The organism is Serpentinimonas raichei, from assembly GCF_000828895.1.
Taxonomy (GTDB): Bacteria; Pseudomonadota; Gammaproteobacteria; order Burkholderiales; family Burkholderiaceae_C; genus Serpentinimonas; species Serpentinimonas raichei.
The window spans coordinates 2173962-2190262 of sequence record NZ_AP014568.1; the positions used below are offsets into that span (position 1 = coordinate 2173962).

Here is a 16301-nt window from a genome sequence, read left to right on the forward strand (position 1 = left end):
GCGCAGACCCAAATTTACAGCCCTTACGATTGCACACCTTTGCGGCCCGTTGCCACCCCGCTGACGCACCCCTTGATTTGTCCCTCCATGACGACCACCCCTGCCCCCTTGTCCGACCCACCCGACTGGCAACACCTGCAGCCGGTGGCGCTGCGGCCCCATGTGCTGCGCCTGACCTGCCCCAACGCCGGGCTGATGACCGGCCCCGGCACCAACAGCTACCTGATCGGTGCGCCCCGCAGCGGCTTTTGGGTCATCGACCCCGGCCCGGCCGATAGCGGCCACGTGCAGCGGCTGTGGCAGGCAGCGGGCGGCAATATCCACGCCATCGTCTGCACCCATTCGCACCCCGACCACGCGCCCGCCGCCCGGCCGCTGCAGGCCTTGTGTCGCAGCGCCCGCGTGCACACGGCTTCAAATACCGCGCCCATTTTGGGCCTGCCCAGCGCCGCCACCGCGCGCGACAACAGCCGCTTCTGCCCCGATGAGGTCATGGCCGATGGCTCGGTGCTCGACATGCCCCACCCCGACGGGCAGTCGGCGCCGCTGCGCCTGCGCGCCCTGCACACCCCCGGGCATGCCGCCAACCACCTGTGCCTGCTGCTCGAAGGCGACGGGCTGCTGTTCAGCGGCGACCACATCCTGGACGGCAGCACCACGGTGATCGACCCGCCCGATGGCAACATGAGCGATTACCTCGATTCGCTCGATCGGTTGGCCGAGGTTTGCCACGACGCGGGCGTGACCCATATCCTGCCCGCGCACGGGCATGCACTGGCGCAACCCTTGCAAACCATCGAGCGGCTGCGGCGCCACCGCTTGCAACGCGAGGCGCGGGTGCTGTCGGCCATGCGGGCTCTGCCCAGCGGCCAGGCCGACGACTGGCTGCCCATGGTCTACGCCGACGTGCCCGCGCACCTGTGGCCGGTGGCGCGGCGCTCGCTGCTGGCGCACCTGCAGCGCATCGAAACGCTGGGGCTGTTCAGGCCTTGAACTCGACCACCCGGTAGCGGTTGCGCCCTTCTTGCTTGGCCTGGTACATGGCTTGGTCGGCTTGGCGCAGCAGGCTGTCGGGGTCGGCCGATTGTTCGCCGGGCGCGCCCTTGAACAGCACCACCCCCACGCTGGCGCTGGAAGCCACCTCATGCCCATCGATCGCCACCGGCTGGCGCAGCCGCTCCAAGATGCGGTGCAGGGCGTTTGGCCACGCCTCGTCGTGCTCCAGATCGGTGAGCAGCAGCACGAACTCATCGCCACCCAACCGCGCCACGGTGTCGTCGGCGCGCAGGCCCTGCTGCAAGCGCTGGCCGATCTCGATCAAAAAACGGTCGCCTGCCGCATGCCCCAACTGGTCGTTGATGGGCTTGAAATTGTCCAAGTCCAAGTAGCACAGCGCCAGCAAGCTGGCGTTGCGGCGCGCGCGCGCCAGCGCCAGGTTGAGGCGGTCTTCTAAAAGGCGGCGGTTGGGCAACCCCGTCAGGGCATCGAAATGCGCCAGCCGCGCCAGCTCCTCGCGCTGGCTTTGCAGCGCCGCCCGGTCGGCCTGCAAGTCGCGCTTGATGTGCACCAGCCGCCACGTGTTGAGGGCCAAGCCCAGTGCCAACAACAGCACCAGCACCGCCGAACCGGCCAAGGCCACGATCCAGACCCAGTAGCGCTGCCAGACATCGGCCCATGTGGTTTGCGGTTCGGCATCAAACGGCGCTACACCCAATTCCCGCATGGCCTGCTCCACCGCCGAATAGTCGGCCGGGATCGAAAAGCCGTACACGCTGGCGCTTAGGGCCGCCGCATCGGTTGGCCGCAGCGACATGAGGGCCACCGCCACCCGGTGCGACAACTCCGGCGGCACATGGACGGCGGCCAGAAAGGGCCACTCTGGGTACAGGCGGGTCGAGAGTTGCAGCGGAAAGCCCGGCACCTTTTGCGGATTGAGCACCACCAACTGGCCCGCTTGCAGCTTGCCTTCGCGCTGCAGGTCTTCCAGCACGCTGGTGCGCACGAAGCCGGCGTCGGCGGCGCCGCCCAGCACCGCCTCGACCACCCGGTCGATCGGCTGATCGACGACCAGCCACTGCAGCCCATCCAGCGGTACGCCGGCGCGCTGCAGCTCGGCCGCCGGGGCCACAAAGGAGCCCAAGGAGTTGAAGCCGGACGTGGCAATGCGCCGCCCGCGCAGATCGTGCAGGCTGGCGAGGTCGGTGCGCTCGGCCTTGCGCACGATCACGCCTCCGATGCCGTGCAGCGGCTGGTCGCCGGCGCGCATGACCATCGAGGCCAAGGAACCCGACAGGGCGCCGTATTCGCGCAGCACATGAAAATGCACCGGATTGGTGAGGACGAAATCGACCGCGCCGGCCTTAATGGCAGCCTGCAGCTCTGGCCCGGTGTAGGCGCGCACCTCAAAGCGGTGGCTGCCGACGCGCTCTGACAAAAAACCACCGAGTTCGCCAAAGCGCTGCAACATGATGGGCTTGGGCCGGTAAGCAAACACCCCCAAGGTGAGCACGGGCCGGTCATCGGCCGCCGCAGCGGTGGCGCTCGTTGCGGCAGCGCGAGCGGTCGCCGGAGCCGCAACGGCCAAGGCCAGCAAAACCACGCCCAGCAGCCACCCCAACAATTCCCATCGAGGGTTAAGTCCCGCCCACAGCCGACCCCACCTTAACGGCCCACACAGCCCGCTGGCCTGCACCCAAGACGCTTTTAGATGGCCCATTTCATTTTTCTGATTTTGGTGCATTTTAAACCCACGCCATGGGGTTGGCTGGCGTGCTGCGGGGCCCTGCTGGCGCCCATGGTTTGGGCAAAAAAACCTTGCCAAGCATGGGATGTGGCGGCTATAGTTGGCGGTTAACCATGAATTCAAGCCGTTCTTTGCTGTGCGCCGACCGTCAAGTCCGTTTGGGTGGCGCGGGGGTCTGGGGCTGGCCGCTGCCAAGGCGCTGGGCGGCAGGGCTGGCACGGCAATTGGGGCTTTTGTTGCGGCTGGTCTTGCTGTGGGCGGCCGGCGTCTTGCTGGCCAGCGCGTGGGCGGCCGGCAGCGCGCGCGAGGGTGGCGCGCTGGCGCCCCCAGCTGCGGCGCCCGAACAACCGATGCAGGCGGGGGTGGTGCCGGTGCGCGGACCCGGCGGCTTGGCCTTGCAGGGGCAGGTGGCGGTGCTGGCTGACCCGACTGGGCTGCTGACACTCGACGAGGTGCGCGCAGCCTCGGCAGCGGCTCGGTGGAGCACGCCGAACCAGCCTTTGCGCGCCGGCGGCCCCACCGTGTGGTGGCAGCGGCTGGTGCTGCAACCCCAACAGGCGCACGGGCGCTGGCTGCTGGCCTTGCCCAGCACCGCGCTGCGCGACGTCACCCTTTTCGGCCCCTTTGCCGCCGACGGCAGCGCGCTGGCACCCCCTCAAGCCAGCGGCCTGATTCGGCCCTTTGCAAGCCGCCCACTGGGGCTGGAGCGCCTGACTTTTGTGCTCGACCTGCCCGAACCCGGTACCTACACCGTCTACCTGCGGGTGCAATCCAGCATCGTCCAACACATGACGCCCACGCTTTGGCACGCGAGCGATCTGCACCTAGCGCGCCAGCACCAGCGCCTGTTTGACGGGGTGGTTTATGGCGCCTTGGTGGCCTTTTTATTTGCCGCGTTGGCGCTGTGGCTCTCGTTTCGCGACACCCTCTTTGCGTGGTTCGGCGCCATGAGCGGGGCCGCCTTGCTCACCCTGCTGAGCTTTAACGGCCACGCAGCCCAATACCTGTGGCCCCACAGCCCGTGGTGGATCGAGCACAGTTATGTGAGTTTTCCGGCCCTGTGGCTGGTGGCCAGCGCCGGCTTTGCGCGCGCCTTCCTCAACACGCGCCAGACGGCACCCGCCTTTGATGCCGTGTTGCTGCTATTGGCCGTGCTGGCGCTGGGCAGCCTGTGCCTGGGTCTGGCTGGGTGGACGGTTTGGGCGCATGGGGCCAACGAACTCATCGCCCTGTTGGGCAGCGCGGCGCTGGCGCTGATTGCGGCGCTGCTGTGGCGGCGCGGCTTCACCCCAGCGCGCTGGTATTTGCTGGGCTCGCTGGCTCCTTTTGCTTCGGTGGCGGCGCTGCTGCTGTTCAACTGGGGCGTCAGCGACTGGTTATTTATGCAGCACAACAGCTTGGAGCTGGGCCTGCTGTTGCAGTCCTTGGTGTTGTCGGGAGCCTTGAGCGCCCGCATTCGGCACGTGCAGCGCCAAAATGCCCTGTTGGCGCGGCGCGCCGATCGCTTGGCGACGGCCGCCAGCACCGACTCGCTCACCGGCCTGACCAACCGGCGCGGCTTGGTTGAAGTCAGCGCAAGCCTGTTGCGGCGCCCGGGGCAACACGCCGTGGTGCTGCTGGACCTCGACCGCTTCAAACCCATCAACGACCAGCTGGGCCACGAGGCCGGGGACTTTGTGTTGGCTGAATTGGGACGCCGCCTACAGCGCCATTCGCGCACGCGCGATGTGGTGGCGCGCCTTGGCGGCGATGAATTCGTGCTGCTGATCGGCCAATGTCCGGCGCGCCCGGAACTCGATGCCCTGGTCGAGCGCCTGCGTGAGCTGCTCGATGCCCCGATCCACTACCGCGAACACGCGCTGCGGGTGTCGGCCTCGATTGGGGTGGCGATCAGCCCCGACGATGGCGTGGAATTGCAGAGCCTGTTGCGCGCCGCCGACTGGGCCATGTATGGCGCCAAACAGCAGCGCAACGGGGTGCGGTTTGCGGCCGACGCGCCACGCACCGAGCCCCCCACCGGCCTGATGCAAATGCCCTGAAGCGGCAGACCCGCCTAGCCGCTGGCGCTAAAAAAGTGTGAAGCCCGCCGATACGCCGGATTCTGTGCACGGCGGTTGCCCGCCGCGTGACCGCCATTTATCTGGGCCGTGGGTCGCCCACACGGCTCGGTGCCACCTACCCGCCAGCTCCGCGGAACCACGTCAACGCTGGCCTACTTGGTGTTGCTGCACGCAGAGATTGCCCGTTTCACCCCCCGGGCTCCGGCCGCCAAAGCGGATGGTTCCCGGGGACTCGTCTCTGTTGCTCTGATCCTCACCTTGCGGTGGGCAGCCGTTAGCTGCTGCGCCGTCCTGTGCAGTCCGGACGTTCCTCCAGCGCGCCCTTTCGGGCCTTGCGCCAGCGGCGGTCTGGCGGGCTTCACGGGCTGGATTATCCCACTTGGCGCAGACCCGTGGGCTCTCAGCCGAGCCACACACCGGCGCAACCCCTACCGCGCCTTGTGCTGCCCTAAACGTGCTGCCCTAAACGTGACTGGGCAGCGTATCATCCCCCTCCCGTTGCTTGATCAAAACGAGCCCGCCATGATTCGCTTGTCTGAACTCAAACTGGATTTGTCCGCCCTGCCCCTGCCCGTAGAGGGCGATGCGGACTCGGTGCACCCCTTGAGCGCGCTGCGTTCGCTGGCAGCGCAGACCTTGGGCGTGCCCGAAGCGCAGATTGCAAACGTGCACGTGCACAAGCGCAGCTTCGACGCCCGCTCGGTGCAGTTGCGCGTGGTTTTTGTGATCGATTTGCAACTGACGGACACTGAGCTGGAAGCCGAATTGCTGCAGCGCCACGCCGGCCGCTCGCACATCCAGCCCAGCCCAGACATGCGCTGGCACGCCCCGGCCAGTGCCCCGGCTGATTGGCCTTTGGCCTCCGAGCAGCGCCCGGTGGTGCTGGGGTTTGGCCCCTGTGGCCTGTTTGCGGCGCTGGCGCTCGCGCAGATGGGGCTGAAACCGCTGGTGCTGGAGCGCGGCCGACCGGTGCGCCAGCGCACCGCCGACACCTGGGGCCTGTGGCGCAAGCAGCAGTTGCAGCCCGAATCGAACGTGCAGTTTGGCGAAGGCGGGGCCGGCTTGTTCTCCGACGGCAAACTCTACAGCCAGATCAAAGACCCGCGCTGGCTCGGGCGCAAGGTGCTGCAGGAGTTTGTAGCCGCCGGGGCGCCACCCGACATCCTGTACCAGGCGCACCCACACATCGGCACCTTCAGGCTGGTCAAGGTGGTGCAGGCGCTGCGCGAGCAGATCATCGCATTGGGCGGCGAGATCCGCTTTGAGCAGCGCGTCAGCTCTCTGTTGCTGGAGCCTTGTGAGCAAACAGTGTCGGAGGGCCTGCAAACAGCAGCGCAACCGGACTCGCAGCCGGCTTTGCACGCACCCGAGCAGCAAGCCCTGCGCCTGCGCGCCGTGCGCGTGCTCGATCAGGCCTCTGGCACCGAATACGTATGGCCTTGCGAGCGCCTGGTGCTGGCGCTGGGGCACAGCGCACGCGACACCTTCGCCATGCTGCACGACGCGGGCGTGGCGCTGCAAGCCAAGCCGTTTTCGATCGGGGTGCGCATCGAGCACCCGCAAGGCCTGATCGACCGTGCGCGCTGGGGCCGCCACACCGGCCACCCGCTGCTGGGCGCGGCCGACTACAAGCTGGTGCACCACGCCGCCAATGGGCGCGCGGTCTATAGCTTTTGCATGTGCCCTGGCGGCACCGTGGTGGCCGCGACCAGCGAGGCGGGGCGCGTGGTCACCAACGGCATGAGCCAATACTCGCGCCAAGAACGCAACGCCAACGCCGGGCTGGTGGTGGCGATCGAGCCGCGCGATTTCCCGCTCGATTTTCCTGCGGCCACGGCGGCTTGGGAGGCTGCCTTTGGGCCCGAGCGCGGCCGCACGTATGCCCAGCAGGCGCAAGCGCTGGCCGAGCGCGGCCAAGTGCACCCCTTGGCGGGCGTGGTGCTGCAGCGCGACCTGGAAGCGCGCGCCTTTGTGGCCGGTGGCAGCAACTACTGCGCTCCGGGCCAGCGCGTGGGCGATTTGCTGGCCCAGCGCGCCTCCAGCGCCTTTGGCAGCGTGCAGCCCTCATACCAGCCCGGCGTGCACCCAACCGACCTGGCCGCCGTGCTGCCCGACTACGCGCTGCAAGCGCTGCGCGAGGCCCTGCCCGCCTTTGGCAAGAAAATTCGCGGCTTTGATTTGCCAGACGCCGTGCTCACCGGGGTCGAGACGCGCACCTCATCGCCCCTGCGCATTCCGCGCGGCGACAATTTCCAAAGCCTGAACGTACACGGGCTGTACCCGGCCGGCGAGGGCGCGGGTTATGCGGGTGGGATATTGTCGGCCGCCGTGGATGGCATTCGCGTGGCTGAAGCGCTGGCCTGTGCGGCGCTGGGGCTGCCCGCACCGCCGTCGCAGCGGGCGAGCCGGCAGGGTGGCGTTGAAAGCGAAATGGTTTACGGCTGAAGCACCCGCCCTCAGCGCAGGGGGCGCACACAAGCAAAGGCCCGACACAGCGGGCGCTCTGCTTTAATCAGCCTTGGTGCTGCTGCAGTGCCGCGATGCGCTCGGCGATGGGCGGGTGGCTGGAGAACCACTTGCGCACGCCACCGCCGCTGATGCCCATGGCCTGCATCTCTTTGGGCAGTTGGCCCGGCTGCAGGCCGCCCAAGCGCGCCAAGGCGTTGATCATGGGCTGTTTGCGCCCCATCAGGTGCGCGGCCCCGGCGTCGGCGCGAAACTCGCGCTGGCGGCTGAACCACGAGACGATGATGGCCGCCAAAATGCCCAAGACGATGTCCATCACGATGGTGGTCACCCAGTAGCCGATGCCGGGGGCATCGCTTTGGTTGCGCAGCACCACCCGATCGACGATGTAGCCGATCACGCGGCTGAGGAACACCACGAAGGTGTTCATCACGCCTTGGATGAGCGTGAGCGTGACCATGTCGCCATTGGCGATGTGCGCCACCTCGTGCCCGAGCACGGCCTCGACCTCGTCGCGCGTCATGCTCTGCAGCAGCCCGGTCGAGACCGCCACCAGCGCCGAGTTCTTGAAGGCCCCGGTGGCAAAGGCATTGGGGGCGCCTTGGTAGATTGCCACCTCGGGCATGCCGATGCCGGCTTTTTCGGCAAATTTTTGCACCGTGTGCACCAGCCAGGCTTCATCGGCATTGCGCGGCTGGGTGATGACTTGGCAGCCGGTGCTGAACTTGGCCATCGGCTTGCTGATCAGCAGCGAGATGAAGGCCCCGCCAAAGCCGATCACCAGCGAAAATCCAGCCAGCGCCGGCAAATTCAATCCCTGCGCGGTGAGGAATTGATCGAAGCCCAGCAGGCGCGTCATGACCAGCAGCACGACCATCACGGCCACGTTGGTCAAAATCAGCAGCATCGCACGTTTCATAGGGGGTAGAACTCCTTGGGTTCGGTCAGGGATGGGCAGGCACAGTGTAAGGCACCGCAGTCCGCCGCTTGTTTAAGACCGCTGCAAAGCCCTGGAGTTCCACCGTTCCTAAAAACTGTGGGGGGCATCAAGGCCCGATCGCGCACTCAGGCTTTTTCGATCTGATTGAACTCGAGCTCGACCGGCGTGGCGCGGCCAAAGATGGTGACCGAGACCCGCACCTTGTTCTTGTCGTAGTTGACGTCTTCCACCGTGCCATTGAAGTCGGTGAAGGGGCCGTCCTTGACGCGCACGTATTCGCCGGTGACGAACTCGACCTTGTGCCGCGGCTTGTCGGTGCCTTCCTGCATTTGGCCGATGATTTTTTGCACCTCGGCCTCGGAAATGGGCGTCGGGCGGGTGCGTGCGCCGCCGACGAAGCCGGTTACCTTGGCGGTGTTTTTGACTAGGTGCCAGGTGTCGTCGTCGAGCAGCATTTCGACCAGCACGTAGCCGGGGAAAAACTTGCGCTCGGTGGTGCGCTTGACGCCGTTTTTGATCTCGACCACTTCCTCGGTCGGCACCAGGATGCGGCCAAACTTGCTCTGCATGCCGGCGCGCTGCACGCGCTCGATGATGTTGCGCTCGGCCGCTTTTTCCATGCCGGAGTAGGCGTGCACCACGTACCAGCGCATGCCCTCGGCGGGGGCGGCGCTTTGCAGCGGGGTAGGAATGGCTTGTGTTTCGGCTGCGTTCATGGTTTATCTCCAGCCCAGAATCAGGTCGTACAGGACCCAGCTGATCAGGCTGTCAGACAGCCAGAGGAACAGGGCGATGACAAAAACAAAGGCGAACACATAGGCGGTCATTTGGATGGCCTCGCGCCGTGCGGGCCACACCACCTTCTGCGTTTCACGCCATGCGTCTTGGCCGTAGCCGATCAGCTGCCGACCGGATTCGGAGACGAAAAACACCGCAGCCCCCGCCACCAAGCTGATCAGCAGCGCCGCCCACTGCACCAGCGCCCCTTGCGCTTCGAGCATAAAGAAGGCGGTGAATCCGAGCGCAGCCAGCACCACAGCCGCAGCCAGCTTGGCTTTGTCGGCGCCACTGCTGACGGTTTCTACTTCGGGAGATGCCATGAAATTCAGTCCTAAAAATGCGCTCTTTACAGAAACGCAAGCCCACCAGAGGTCTTGCGACTTCGGCGGGCTTTGAAAATGCCACTTGTGACCGCACGCCGGTCAGGTGGCAGGGGCAGTAGGAATCGAACCTACAACCTTCGGTTTTGGAGACCGACGCTCTGCCAATTGAGCTATACCCCTACGCGAAAAATCAATCCAAAATCTTGGCCACCACGCCGGCGCCCACGGTGCGTCCGCCTTCGCGGATGGCGAAGCGCAGGCCTTCTTCCATGGCGATCGGGGCGATCAGCTTGACGGTGATCGAAACGTTGTCGCCCGGCATCACCATTTCTTTGCCTTCGGGCAGCTCGATCGAGCCGGTCACGTCGGTGGTGCGAAAGTAAAACTGCGGCCGGTAGTTGTTGAAGAACGGGGTGTGGCGCCCGCCTTCGTCTTTGGAGAGCACGTACACCTCACCGGTGAAGTGGGTGTGCGGCTTGATGCTGCCGGGCTTGCACAGCACTTGGCCGCGCTGCACGTCTTCGCGCTTGGTGCCGCGCAGCAAGATGCCGACGTTGTCGCCCGCCTGGCCCTGGTCCAGCAGCTTGCGGAACATCTCGACGCCGGTGCAGATGGTTTTCTGGGTGACCGAGATGCCGACGATTTCGATCTCTTCACCGACTTTGATGATGCCGCGCTCGATGCGCCCGGTGACCACGGTGCCGCGGCCGGAGATGGAGAACACGTCTTCCACGGGCATGAGGAAGGCACCGTCGACGGCGCGTTCGGGCTGGGGGATGTAGCTATCGAGGGCGTCGGCCAGCTTCATGATGGCTTGCTCGCCCAGCGGGCCTTTGTCGCCTTCCAAGGCGAGTTTGGCCGAGCCGTGGATGATGGGGGTCTGGTCGCCGGGAAAGTCGTATTTGTCGAGCAGCTCGCGCACTTCCATTTCGACCAGCTCGAGCAGCTCGGCGTCGTCGACCATGTCGCACTTGTTGAGGAACACGATGATGTAGGGCACGCCCACTTGGCGCGCCAGCAGGATGTGTTCGCGCGTTTGCGGCATCGGGCCGTCGGCGGCGGAGCAGACCAGAATGGCGCCGTCCATCTGGGCGGCACCGGTGATCATGTTTTTGACGTAGTCGGCGTGGCCGGGGCAATCCACGTGGGCGTAGTGGCGGCTGGCGGTCTCGTATTCGACGTGCGCGGTGTTGATGGTGATGCCACGCGCTTTTTCTTCGGGAGCGGCGTCGATCTGGTCGTAGGCCTTGGCTTGACCGCCAAACTTGGCCGCCAGCACGGTGGTGATGGCCGCCGTGAGCGTGGTTTTGCCGTGGTCAACGTGACCAATGGTGCCTACGTTGACGTGCGGCTTGGTCCGCTGGAATTTTTCCTTTGCCATGCTACAGCTCCGAATTGAAGAATGCCGAATTGATTAGAAACACACCAGTGAATTGGTGCCCATGGGCAGAATCGAACTGCCGACCTCTCCCTTACCAAGGGAGTGCTCTGCCACTGAGCCACATGGGCATAGCGGCCTTGCGGCCACCGTTTAAAACTTTGACGCCAACACCACACCGACGCTGGAGCGGGAGACGGGAATCGAACCCGCGTCATCAGCTTGGAAGGCTGGGGTTCTACCATTGAACTACTCCCGCATCGAGCCCTTGCGGACCAGACACAGACCCATCGATCCGCTCTTGCAACGGTTGCGCTGGTGGAGGAGGCTGGATTCGAACCAGCGTAGGCGTAAGCCAACAGATTTACAGTCTGCCCCCTTTAGCCACTCGGGCACCCCTCCAGCAAGCCCCGGATTATGCCATGGCGCGCAAGCTTTTTCAAAGCCAGTCTATGCTTTTTTCGCCGCGCGCTTGCAGCCAGCGGTTCACCGCGCCAAAGTGGCCGCAGCCGATGAAGGGCTGCGGTGGGCGGCGCGCCGCCAGCGGCGAGGGGTGGTTGGCGCGCAGCCACAGGTGCTGCGGCGCGCCCGCTTGCTCTGCGCCTTGGGCTGCGGCTTGGGCCTGCCGCCCCCAGAGCAAAAAGGCCTTGGGCCGGCCCTGGGTGGCGCAGGCGCGCAACACGGCTTGGGTGAAAGGCTCCCAACCTTGGTTGGCGTGGCTGGCGGCTTGCCCGGCCTGCACCGTGAGGCAGGTGTTGAGCAGCAGCACGCCTTGTTGCGCCCAAGACTCTAGGCTGGCTGCCCTGTGGCCGCCCCCAAACTCGCGCTGCAACTCGGCCTGGATGTTGCGCAGCGAGGGCGGCGCTCGCTGGCCCTCTGGCACCGAAAACGCCAAGCCATCGGCCTGGCCCGGCCCGTGGTAGGGGTCTTGGCCCAAAATCACCATCCGCACCTGCGCCAGCGGCGTGAGCGCCAGAGCACGCAGGGGTTGGGCCGGATAGACCAGCGCCCCGGCATCGAGCTGGGCTTGCAGCCAGCGGCCCAGTTGCTGCCCGGCCGGGCTGGCGAGGAATTGGTGCCACAGCGGCTGCCAATCGGGGGCCAAGGGCCAGTCCTGCGGGGCCCAGGCGCTCAGGCGCTCGGCAGGGTGCGCTGGGCTGGGCTCTTGGGCGGCTGCGGGCGCATGGGCTGCGCTGCGCCGCGCCCTCATGGGCTGGGGTCGAACAGCTCGGCCAGCGCCTGCCCTGGATCGGGGGCGCGCATGAAGGCTTCGCCGACCAAAAAGGCCGACACCCCACCGTCGCGCAGGCGCAGCACATCGGCGCGGGTGGCTATGCCGCTCTCGCTCACCAGCACGCGCTGCGGCGGCACCTGGGCGCGCAGTTCGAGCGTGGTCTCCAACCGCACCTCGAAGCTGCGCAGATCCCGGTTGTTGACGCCGATCAGCGGCGTGCGCAGGCGCAGCGCGCGCTCGAGCTCGGAAGCGTCGTGCACCTCGACCAGCACCGCCATGTGCAGGCTGTGCGCCAGCGCCTCGAATTCGGCCATCTGCGCATCCGACAGGCAGGCGGCGATCAGCAGCACCGCGTCGGCCCCCAGCACGCGCGACTCATAGACTTGGTAGGGGTCGATCAAAAAGTCTTTGCGCAGCACCGGCAGGTGGCAGGAGGCACGCGCCTGCTTGAGGTATTGCGGGCTGCCCTGGAAGTAGTCCCGGTCGGTCAGCACCGAGAGGCAGGCGGCACCGCTGGCGGCGTAGCTCTGGGCGATGTCGGCCGGCTCGAAGGGCTCGCGCAGCACGCCTTTGGAGGGGCTGGCTTTTTTGATTTCGGCGATCACGGCCGGGCGCCCGGCGTTGAGTTTGGCGCGCAGGGCACCGACAAAGTCGCGCGTCAGCAGCCGGCTTTCGGCGTCGGCGCGCACGGCGGGCAGGGGGTGGCGCGCCTGCGCCTGCGCGATTTCGTCGCGCTTGGTGGCAATGATGCGCTGCAAAATATCGTTCACGCGGGGGCCTTTCAGGCGCTTTGGGCCAGTGCTTGGGTGGTGGAGAGGAACTGCTCCAGCTTGGCTCGGGCGGCGCCGCTGGCCAGCACGGCGCGGGCGCGCTGCAAACCGTCGGCGATGGAGTCGGCCACGTCGGCAGCGTAGAGCGCGGCCCCGGCGTTGAGCGCCACGATGTCGCGCGCCGGGCCGGGCTGGTCGTCGAGCACCGCGCGCAGCAGGGCCAGCGACTGCGCGGGGCCAAGCACGCGCAGGTCGCGCTGGCTGGCCATGGGCAGGCCGAAGTCGTCGGGGTGGATGCGGTATTCGCGAATTTCGCCGTGGCGCAGCTCGCCCACCAGGGTCGCGGCACCGAGGCTGATTTCGTCCAGCCCGTCTTGCCCATGGACCACCAGCGCATGCTGCGCGCCCAAGTCTTGCAGCACCCGCACCAGCACGCCGACCAGCTCTGGGGCGAACACGCCCAGCAGGATGTGGGGCGCGCCGGCCGGGTTGGTGAGCGGCCCGAGGACGTTGAACAGCGTGCGCACGCCGAGCTCGCGCCGCACCGGGGCCACGTTTTTCATGGCCGGGTGGTGGTTGGGCGCGAACATGAAGCCGATGCCGGTCTGCGCGATGCAGTGGGTGATTTGCGTCGGGCCCAGGTTGAGTTGTGCGCCCAGCGCTTCGAGCACGTCGGCGCTGCCCGATTGGCTGCTCACGCTGCGCCCGCCGTGCTTGCTCACGCGCGCCCCGGCTGCCGCCGCGACGAACATGGCGCAGGTGGAGATGTTGAAGGTCTGGGCCCCGTCGCCGCCGGTGCCGACGATGTCTACCAGGTGCTGCCGGTCTGCGATATCAACCGGGGTGACGCGCTCGCGCAGCACCTGGGCGGCGGCGCCGATTTCGGCGCGGGTCTCGCCTTTGGCGCGCAAGGCCACCAGCAAGGCCGCGGTGAGCACCGGCGAGAGCGCGCCGCCCATGATCTGCTGCATCAGGTGGCGCATGTCGGCGGGCATGAGCTCGCGCCCTTCGATCAGGCGCTGCAGCGCCTGCTGCGGGGAGAGGGCGGAAGTGGGGTGCATGGGGCGCGAGGCGTGTGGCAACAAGGAGGTTGAATGCAGATGAATGCAAATGGCTGCAATTCAGTGCGAATTGGTGGCTGCTTAGACGCCAAGATCAACTTTGGCGCTGCAACAGGAAGTTTTGCAGCAAGGCGTGGCCGTGCTCGCTCAAAATGCTCTCGGGGTGGAACTGCACCCCTTCGATGGGCAGGCTGCGATGCCGCACACCCATGATTTCGCCGTCGTCGCTCCAAGCCGTCACAGCCAAGCAGTCGGGCAGGCTGGCGCGCTCGATCGCCAGCGAATGGTAGCGGTTCACCGTGAACTGCGCCGGCAGGCCAGCAAACACGCCCTCTTGGGTGCTGCGGATGAGGCTGGTCTTGCCGTGCATGAGCTGCTGCGCGCGCACGATGCGCCCGCCAAAAGCGGCCCCGATGGCCTGGTGCCCGAGGCAGACGCCCAGTATCGGCAAGCGCCCCGCCAAGGCCCGGATCGCCGGCACCGACACCCCGGCCTCGGCCGGCGAGCAGGGGCCAGGCGAGATCACCAGCCGCTCGAACTCGCCCGCCGCCACGCCGCGTTCGAGCTCCTCGACCCCGATCTCATCGTTGCGCCGCACCAAAACGGCGGCACCGAGCTCGCCGAAATACTGCACCAGGTTGTAGGTGAAGCTGTCGTAGTTGTCGATCATCAGCAGCTTCATGGCTGCTCCTTGGCCGCTGAGGCGGTATGCAAGCGCACAAACTCGGCGCGTTCGAATTCGATGCTGGCCGCGATCAGGGCCCGGTAGGCGGCTTCCAGCACCTCGGGCGGCCCCCCGAGTGCGCTGGCTTGCTCGCGCACCCGCGCCACGATGGCCTCGATGCGCGCCACATCGACGATCTGGCTCGCGTCTTGCTTGATGCGGGCGGCCTGCGCCACGTAGCCGCAGCGCTGCACCAGCAAGGGCACGATGCGCGCATCGAGCACGTCGATCTCGCGCCGCAGCTCGGCCAGGGTGCGGCATTGCGCTGGCGGCGTGGCGGTCTGGGTAGCGCCTTGGCTGGCTTGGGTTGCGCCGTTCATTGCAACCCCGCCTGCACCATTTCGGCGGCGCGCAGCAGCGCGCGCGCCTTGTGTTCGGTCTCGGCCCACTCGAGCTCGGGCACCGAATCGGCCACCACGCCGGCCGCCGCCTGCACGTGCAACTGCCCGTCTTTGACGATGCCGGTGCGGATGGCGATGGCCAGATCCATGTCGCCGGCGTAGCTCAGGTAGCCGCAGGCCCCGCCATAGAGGCCGCGCTTGACCGGCTCCAACTGGTCGATCAGCTCCATCGCGTGCACCTTGGGCGCGCCGGTGAGGGTGCCGGCCGGAAACGTGGCCTTGAGCACGTCCATATTGCTCAGGCCCTCTTGCAGCAGGCCTTCGACGTTGCTGACGATGTGCATCACGTGGCTGTAGCGCTCGACCACGAAGGCGTCGCTTACCTTGACGCTGCCAATCTGCGCGATGCGCCCGATGTCGTTGCGCGCCAGGTCGATCAGCATCACGTGCTCGGCGCGCTCTTTCGGGTCGGCCAACAGCTCGTGTTCGGCGGCGCGATCGAGCTCCGGCGTGGCCCCGCGCGGCCGCGTGCCAGCCAGCGGCCGGATGGTGACCTTGCAGCCCTCGGGCACGCGCTCCTGGCGCACCAGAATCTCGGGCGAAGCGCCCACCACCTGGAACTCGCCAAAATCGTAGTAGTACATGTAGGGGCTGGGGTTGAGCGAGCGCAGCGCCCGGTACAGGCTCAGCGGGCTTTGCTCGTAGCGCTGGCTGATGCGCTGCCCGACCTGCACCTGCATGAAGTCGCCGGCGGCGATCAGCTCTTTGGCGCGCGCCACCGCCGCCAGGTAGTCGGCCCGGGCAAAGGCGCGCTCGGGCGGGTGCGCCGGGCTGGGCTGCACCGGCGGCGCGGCCACCGGGCGTTGCAGCGCCGCCAGCAGCTCTTGCAGGCGCTGGCGAGCCCAGGCGTAGGCCGCGGGCTGGGCCGGGTCGGCATAGACGATCAGGTGCAGGCGGCCCGAGAGGTTGTCGATCACCGCCAGCTCTTCGCATTGCAGCAGCAAAATGTCGGGGCAGCCCAGCGGGTCCGGCGGGCAACTGTGCAGCAGCTTGGGTTCGATGTGGCGCACCGCGTCGTAGCCAAAATAGCCCGCCAGCCCGCCACAAAAACGCGGCCAGCCGGGCGGCAGCGCCACCTTGAAGCGCTGCTGGTAGGCGGCGATGAAATCGAGCGGGTTGCCGCTGGCGGCCTCCTGCAACACCCCGTCGCGCAAAACCTCGGTGCGCGCCGCTGCCCCAAAGCCGCTGGCGCGCAGCACCGTGCGCGCGGGCAAGCCGATGAAGCTGTAGCGCCCAAAGCGCTCGCCGCCCACCACCGATTCGAGCAAAAAGCTGTAGCGCCCGCCTTCTGCACCGGCGTGCGCCAGTTTGAGATAGAGCGAGAGCGGGGTTTCCAGATCGGCCAGCGTTTCGGCGCTCAGGGCGATGCGGTGGTAGCCCTGGGCCGCCAGGTGCTGAAATTCGGTTTCGGTGATCACGCG

13 protein-coding genes, 4 tRNA genes, 1 other RNA gene and 1 pseudogene are annotated in these 16301 nt (G+C 66.8%); 3 read left to right on the forward strand and 16 right to left on the reverse strand.

Going from position 1 to position 16301, the window contains the following annotated elements:
- Window positions 1-72 precede the first annotated feature (72 nt).
- A pseudogene (locus SRAA_RS10140) lies at window positions 73-993 on the forward strand (MBL fold metallo-hydrolase); the annotation flags it as partial.
- Here the strand turns inward: SRAA_RS10140 and SRAA_RS10145 are convergent.
- Window positions 983-2617 (reverse strand): diguanylate cyclase domain-containing protein, encoded by a 1635-nt coding sequence (locus SRAA_RS10145; protein WP_171820241.1) that lies wholly within the window; start codon window positions 2615-2617, stop codon window positions 983-985. The pseudogene SRAA_RS10140 and the gene SRAA_RS10145 sit on opposite strands and share 11 nt — an antisense overlap.
- A gap of 239 nt (window positions 2618-2856) precedes the next feature.
- On the opposite strand from SRAA_RS10145, the gene SRAA_RS10150 reads away from it, so the two are divergent.
- Window positions 2857-4782: a diguanylate cyclase gene (locus SRAA_RS10150; RefSeq protein ID WP_171820242.1), complete on the forward strand. Its 1926-nt coding sequence runs from the start codon at window positions 2857-2859 to the stop codon at window positions 4780-4782.
- A gap of 35 nt (window positions 4783-4817) precedes the next feature.
- Here the strand turns inward: SRAA_RS10150 and rnpB are convergent.
- An RNA gene (gene rnpB / locus SRAA_RS12115) (RNase P RNA component class A) lies at window positions 4818-5163 on the reverse strand.
- Window positions 5164-5325: 162 nt separating this feature from the next.
- Between rnpB and SRAA_RS10155 the strand changes: the two genes are divergently transcribed.
- Window positions 5326-7248, forward strand: a complete 1923-nt coding sequence (locus SRAA_RS10155; protein ID WP_045532500.1) for an NAD(P)/FAD-dependent oxidoreductase — start codon at window positions 5326-5328, stop codon at window positions 7246-7248.
- A gap of 67 nt (window positions 7249-7315) precedes the next feature.
- Here the strand turns inward: SRAA_RS10155 and htpX are convergent, their stop codons facing one another.
- From htpX to trpE, 14 genes are all read right to left on the reverse strand, one after another.
- On the reverse strand, window positions 7316-8188 hold the full coding sequence (gene htpX, locus SRAA_RS10160; RefSeq protein WP_045532501.1) for a protease HtpX: 873 nt from the start codon (window positions 8186-8188) through the stop codon (window positions 7316-7318).
- 146 nt (window positions 8189-8334) lie between these two features.
- Entirely contained in the window at window positions 8335-8862 is a 528-nt protein-coding gene (gene nusG, locus SRAA_RS10165; RefSeq protein ID WP_231849362.1) for a transcription termination/antitermination protein NusG, read from the reverse strand.
- A 66-nt stretch (window positions 8863-8928) separates the two neighbouring features.
- Window positions 8929-9309 (reverse strand): preprotein translocase subunit SecE, encoded by a 381-nt coding sequence (gene secE / locus SRAA_RS10170; RefSeq protein WP_045532504.1) that lies wholly within the window; start codon window positions 9307-9309, stop codon window positions 8929-8931.
- 107 nt (window positions 9310-9416) lie between these two features.
- Window positions 9417-9492, reverse strand: a tRNA-Trp gene (locus SRAA_RS10175).
- A gap of 10 nt (window positions 9493-9502) precedes the next feature.
- Entirely contained in the window at window positions 9503-10693 is a 1191-nt protein-coding gene (gene tuf, locus SRAA_RS10180) for an elongation factor Tu (protein WP_045532507.1), read from the reverse strand.
- Window positions 10694-10746: 53 nt separating this feature from the next.
- A tRNA-Thr gene (locus SRAA_RS10185) sits at window positions 10747-10821 on the reverse strand.
- A 54-nt stretch (window positions 10822-10875) separates the two neighbouring features.
- Window positions 10876-10949, reverse strand: a tRNA-Gly gene (locus SRAA_RS10190).
- A gap of 57 nt (window positions 10950-11006) precedes the next feature.
- Window positions 11007-11092, reverse strand: a tRNA-Tyr gene (locus SRAA_RS10195).
- Between the two features lie 37 nt (window positions 11093-11129).
- Window positions 11130-11900: a uracil-DNA glycosylase gene (locus SRAA_RS10200; protein WP_045532517.1), complete on the reverse strand. Its 771-nt coding sequence runs from the start codon at window positions 11898-11900 to the stop codon at window positions 11130-11132.
- Complete coding sequence (trpC, locus tag SRAA_RS10205) at window positions 11897-12694, reverse strand: indole-3-glycerol phosphate synthase TrpC (protein WP_045532519.1); 798 nt, start codon at window positions 12692-12694, stop codon at window positions 11897-11899. The genes SRAA_RS10200 and trpC overlap by 4 nt, the downstream gene beginning before the upstream one ends.
- Window positions 12695-12705: 11 nt before the next feature.
- Window positions 12706-13755 (reverse strand): anthranilate phosphoribosyltransferase, encoded by a 1050-nt coding sequence (gene trpD, locus SRAA_RS10210; RefSeq protein ID WP_045533709.1) that lies wholly within the window; start codon window positions 13753-13755, stop codon window positions 12706-12708.
- Between the two features lie 94 nt (window positions 13756-13849).
- Window positions 13850-14437, reverse strand: coding sequence for an anthranilate synthase component II (locus SRAA_RS10215; protein WP_045532521.1), 588 nt, complete (start codon window positions 14435-14437; stop codon window positions 13850-13852).
- On the reverse strand, window positions 14434-14799 hold the full coding sequence (locus SRAA_RS10220) for a chorismate mutase (RefSeq protein ID WP_045532523.1): 366 nt from the start codon (window positions 14797-14799) through the stop codon (window positions 14434-14436). Before SRAA_RS10220 ends, SRAA_RS10215 begins: the two co-directional genes overlap by 4 nt.
- On the reverse strand, window positions 14796-16298 hold the full coding sequence (gene trpE / locus SRAA_RS10225; protein ID WP_045532524.1) for an anthranilate synthase component I: 1503 nt from the start codon (window positions 16296-16298) through the stop codon (window positions 14796-14798). The genes SRAA_RS10220 and trpE overlap by 4 nt, the downstream gene beginning before the upstream one ends.
- Window positions 16299-16301 lie beyond the last annotated feature (3 nt).

Excerpts from the sequence above, each read along its gene's own strand:
- SRAA_RS10155 (WP_045532500.1), top strand. The coding sequence starts at position 5,326 with ATGATTCGCTTGTCTGAACTCAAACTGGATTTGTCCGCCCTGCCCCTG.
- SRAA_RS10200 (WP_045532517.1), bottom strand. The coding sequence starts at position 11,900 with ATGAGGGCGCGGCGCAGCGCAGCCCATGCGCCCGCAGCCGCCCAAGAG.
- tuf (WP_045532507.1), bottom strand. The coding sequence starts at position 10,693 with ATGGCAAAGGAAAAATTCCAGCGGACCAAGCCGCACGTCAACGTAGGC.
- SRAA_RS10150 (WP_171820242.1), top strand. The coding sequence starts at position 2,857 with ATGAATTCAAGCCGTTCTTTGCTGTGCGCCGACCGTCAAGTCCGTTTG.
- SRAA_RS10215 (WP_045532521.1), bottom strand. The coding sequence starts at position 14,437 with ATGAAGCTGCTGATGATCGACAACTACGACAGCTTCACCTACAACCTG.
- SRAA_RS10220 (WP_045532523.1), bottom strand. The coding sequence starts at position 14,799 with ATGAACGGCGCAACCCAAGCCAGCCAAGGCGCTACCCAGACCGCCACG.
- secE (WP_045532504.1), bottom strand. The coding sequence starts at position 9,309 with ATGGCATCTCCCGAAGTAGAAACCGTCAGCAGTGGCGCCGACAAAGCC.
- htpX (WP_045532501.1), bottom strand. The coding sequence starts at position 8,188 with ATGAAACGTGCGATGCTGCTGATTTTGACCAACGTGGCCGTGATGGTC.
- trpD (WP_045533709.1), bottom strand. The coding sequence starts at position 13,755 with ATGCACCCCACTTCCGCCCTCTCCCCGCAGCAGGCGCTGCAGCGCCTG.
- nusG (WP_231849362.1), bottom strand. The coding sequence starts at position 8,862 with ATGCGCTGGTACGTGGTGCACGCCTACTCCGGCATGGAAAAAGCGGCC.